The following is a 3,886-nucleotide window of genomic DNA, read 5'->3' as shown; positions in this document are numbered from 1 at the left end:
CCACGATCACGATCCGGTCATGCGGATCAGCAGGCGGGTGAACGGGCGTATAGCGCAGACGCCGTTCGCGTAACAATTCGAGCTGGGCAGCTTTTTCGGCTTCGATATATTCAGGAGTGGCACCGATTTGTGCGGCATGGCCGGCCAGATAAACCTGCCCGTTTTCATTGATGGCGCCAATCGCGAATTCCGGATTACTAGGGGCACGCAGCTTGCGTACCAGCACGACATCCAGTTCACCACCCAGTTTATCTGCAATGATGCGGGACATGGGCACCGCACCGCGTGGAATCGCCAGTATCAGCGGATTCTGTCCTTTATAGATCATGAGCCGTTCCGCCAGCTGTAGAGCAGCTGCCGTACGATCCTCGAACATTTTTCCCTCCTTCGCAGCAATTGATGACCGTATCCTACACCGGCAGATGCCAGTGAGCGATAGCTGCTTCTTTGTACCGGTGATGTATCGGGAAAGTGTCATCCGTTCGTAAGCGGTGTCCGGAATTATGCCGTGCGCAGGCTTGCAGAGATGAGATATTGATGATTGATATCTGGCGTGTCTGACAGGCCAATATGCAGATCTATGGTACACGCAAGATCTGGCGCCAACTGGGTTTGTAAGGTAATCCGCACCACGATTTCCTGATTGATCTGTGGCATGTCCGCCTATATGTGGTTTTCATCATTGACCGGCACCATGAGCACGGATTTTGTGCTCGATGAGCTGGAGCAACGCTGTGTATGATTGCCGTCGTCCCGCCAAAGCCCTGATCCATCACTCCGATAAGGAGTCACAATACGTGTTATACCGAACGTCTGACTGAAGAAAACTGCTTCTAGACTCAGGATAACAAGGCTTTGATAACCACTTTACTTTAACCAAACAGCCTCCTTGATTTTGAACTGACCCCAAAGAGTTGGATACAACCTTGGAGTATTCATGAGGAAACATGACCTCAAGTTCAAACGCAAAGTGGTCCAAGACTATCTTTCCGGCAAAGGTGGCTACAAAATGCTCGCCTCCAAATATGGCATTGCTGAGAGCATGGTCAGAAGCTGGGTCTCGGCATACGAGCATCACGGTACCTCTGGTCTTATTCGTCAGCGACGTCAGTACACATTAGAGTTCAAACTGGAAGTTCTTCACCGCCGAATCGCTGAAAATTTGTCGTATCGCGAACTCGGCGCTCTTTACAATATCGGCAACCCCCACAGCATTACACGATGGCAGCAGCAGTACGAGCGTGGCAAGCTTCGTGGCGCGCGCTGCTCGTCATTATTGAATGAACCGATGAACGGATATCAACAACATACGCAAATACACAACTCAGCAATGGGGGAAAACGCAGACAGACAAATACACATTGCAGCTTCGGGAACGAACTGGTAAACAACCCAATGCTTGGGGAGTAAGAGATGAAATAAAGGAAGGCTGCCGCAGTTTTAGTGAGGGCAACCACGTAATATTTTATCGCATGGCTGGAAGCGCAATCGAGGTTATCGGTATTCCGCACCAGAACATGGACATTGAACAAAATTTAAGCAGTGAAAATCTTCTTCCCTCAAATATTACGGATTATGAGCCTGAAGATGGCTGAGAACGAAGCATCCAGATGTGAGAATGTAACTTCCCTGTCGCTACATGATAGGCCTTGAGCCGTTCTGTCAGCCGGAGAGCGGCTGTCGTACAATCTTCGAACATTTTTCCCTCCGTCGCAGCAATTGATGACCATATCTACACCGGCAGATGCCAGCCAGCGATAGTTGCTTCTTTGCACCGGTGGGTACTATTCCAGCGCCGCAGTTTTACTTTATCCATTGTTTAGTTCTATGCGATGGCAATTTCGATTTGTTTGCCAGTACGTATCACCAAGGTGATGAGCATATCCAGGCTGAATTTTCATTGCCCACGCATTAGATCCGATACGCGGGATTGGCCGATGCCAAGTACTTTACACTTCTTCTGCGCAGTTTCTCCGGTCGTTGAGATTGGATGTATTTATATAAATTCTGGTAAACATGGCGCCCGCGCCTTCACACACTGTACTCGCGTTCAAGTCTCATGCAACCAGCTAATGTACTTCCATGCCTCATACGGCAGGGGGCAGCGGCTGTTTCTCAATCCTGAGCAAGGTAAGTGATGCGCCAATGATAAGGATGAGGCTAACGATGATCCACGGGGTCACTGGCTCATTGAAAAGCAACGCAGCAAGGGCAATAGCGTAAACCGGCTCCAGTGCCACGAAACCGCTGCACGTGTTGGCTGAAATGCGCTTCAGGGCATAGAGATAGAGCAGCAGCATAACGGCAGTGTTAAAAACTCCCAAAGCCATTAGCGACAGCCATTCCACCAAGTGCACAGGTGGCGGGACAGAAAAGAACAGTGCCGGGACGAGCAGTGCAAAGACGATGCCGTTCTGACACAAGGAAATGGTCGCGGGAGATAGAGGTTGGCCCAATCTCTGGCTTACGCGCCAGAACAGCGCGTAAGTGAGAGCAGATACCAAACCTGCAACGGCCCCACCCACATTACGCTCTCCATCGCTGGGCTCAACCAACAAGGCTACTGCGATTATGATGACCACCCCGACTATAAGCTCTGCGGGACGTGGCAATCGGCGCCGCTGGGTGGCCTCGACAATGATCGTGAACAGAGGAAACGTCGCGAATGTCAGTGTGGCCACAGCAACGCCCGCTAGCTGGACCGACGTGAAAAAGGTCAACCAATGTGCGCCAAGCAAGAGACCGCTCAACCCCAGGATTTTCCAGGAATGAACCGGGATAGCCCGCAGGCTCGCCGTGAATCCTCCCACCAGTGCAAGTGCTAATGCGCCGAAGCCTGCCCGCATGGCGACAATCCAGAATGGAGAAATGTCCAGTTTGCCGTACAGTGCCGCGGTTCCAAATATCACCGCGGCAATGTTAATCGCCACTACACCTTGGGCCTGCGCTGATAGACTATGCGGCCACGAGAACTTGTTCGGTAACATTACGTTCGCTGTTTGCTTAATTACGGATCGGTAGATCGAGTTTATCGACGCGGCTGAAGATGCGCCAGAAGCTCTTGAGTCTTCTGAATAGGCGCTCAATCTCATTGTGTCGGAGGTACACCGCTTTCTTGCCTTTCGTTTCAGTGTTTTTAGCTGCTACGTCAACTCGCAGAAAGTGCGAATGCGATATCCGGAAATGTCCTTAGCAATTTGCCATCCATCGTTACCAGCTTCGCACCCAGTTTTATTGCCAGTGTGACAAATTTGCAGTCATAAGCTGAGCATTCACTGTCACGCACCAACTCCAGAATACTGAGTGAATTCACTCATACTCGGCGCCAGCGAGTAAATCTTCTGCCTCACACTGGAGGTTATATGCCTGCAAGAATGTCAGGCTTCCGCGCCTGAGATACCCGGCCAGAATGTTTCGAAACTCACTTCGCCACAAAACCGGTGCTGCCCAATCAGGATCATGTTCAAACAAGGCTTCTGCAGCGGTAGTGTTATTCGCCGGGCAGATAAAAATAAGCCAGTACGTTTGAATCCACGACGATCATGGGTGGCTCTGCCTTTTCATGATGTCAATATCGCATGCTTGAAATTTTTCAGGATTCAGCCCGGCCCGTAACTGACGGGCACGCTCAAGCCGTTCGCCGGAGGAGATTCTGGTTGGCATCAGCACGGTCTCGAGGCACACAATAATTTCACTGTTGAGGCTGCGGCGGTGCACTTCTGCGGCAACTTTGAGTCGTTCATACACATCATCCGGAATATTTTTCAGTGTTAAGGTTGTAGGCATAGCTTTTTTAATTGCAATGGAACCATAATGGTTCCATTGTATGATTAGCTGTTTAGTCCCGCGATGTACTGGTGTAATATATAACCAGTTACCGAAGGAG

7 protein-coding genes are annotated in these 3,886 nt (G+C 50.4%); 2 read left to right on the top strand and 5 right to left on the bottom strand.

Annotated elements, in window-relative coordinates:
• Nucleotides 1-376 (bottom strand): phosphoribosyltransferase family protein (locus ABUL11_RS11015; RefSeq protein WP_350283898.1); only part of this gene is annotated, 376 nt, incomplete at its 3' end.
• 125 nt (nt 377-501) lie between these two features.
• Nucleotides 502-657: a hypothetical protein gene (locus ABUL11_RS11010; protein WP_350283897.1), complete on the bottom strand. Its 156-nt coding sequence runs from the start codon at nt 655-657 to the stop codon at nt 502-504.
• A 280-nt stretch (nt 658-937) separates the two neighbouring features.
• On the opposite strand from ABUL11_RS11010, the gene ABUL11_RS11005 reads away from it, so the two are divergent.
• Nucleotides 938-1,387 (top strand): helix-turn-helix domain-containing protein, encoded by a 450-nt coding sequence (locus ABUL11_RS11005; protein ID WP_350283896.1) that lies wholly within the window; start codon nt 938-940, stop codon nt 1,385-1,387.
• Nucleotides 1,299-1,595, top strand: coding sequence for a type II toxin-antitoxin system RelE/ParE family toxin (locus ABUL11_RS11000; RefSeq protein WP_350283899.1), 297 nt, complete (start codon nt 1,299-1,301; stop codon nt 1,593-1,595). Before ABUL11_RS11005 ends, ABUL11_RS11000 begins: the two co-directional genes overlap by 89 nt.
• Nucleotides 1,596-2,087: 492 nt before the next feature.
• On the opposite strand, the gene ABUL11_RS10995 is transcribed toward ABUL11_RS11000, so the two are convergent.
• From ABUL11_RS10995 to ABUL11_RS10985, 3 genes are all read right to left on the bottom strand, one after another.
• A complete protein-coding gene (locus ABUL11_RS10995; protein WP_350283895.1) occupies nt 2,088-2,930 on the bottom strand; it encodes a DMT family transporter in 843 nt (280 codons plus the stop codon).
• Nucleotides 2,931-3,148: 218 nt separating this feature from the next.
• Nucleotides 3,149-3,313 carry a hypothetical protein gene (locus ABUL11_RS10990; protein WP_350283894.1) on the bottom strand — a complete coding sequence of 55 codons (165 nt, stop codon included), beginning with the start codon at nt 3,311-3,313 and terminating at the stop codon, nt 3,149-3,151.
• A gap of 227 nt (nt 3,314-3,540) precedes the next feature.
• The coding region (locus tag ABUL11_RS10985; protein WP_350283893.1) for a FitA-like ribbon-helix-helix domain-containing protein at nt 3,541-3,886 on the bottom strand (346 nt) is incomplete at its 5' end.

This window comes from Nitrosomonas sp. (assembly GCF_040256045.1).
In the GTDB taxonomy this organism is placed as follows: Bacteria; Pseudomonadota; Gammaproteobacteria; order Burkholderiales; family Nitrosomonadaceae; genus Nitrosomonas.
This window is presented reverse-complemented; position numbering and strand designations above follow the sequence as displayed.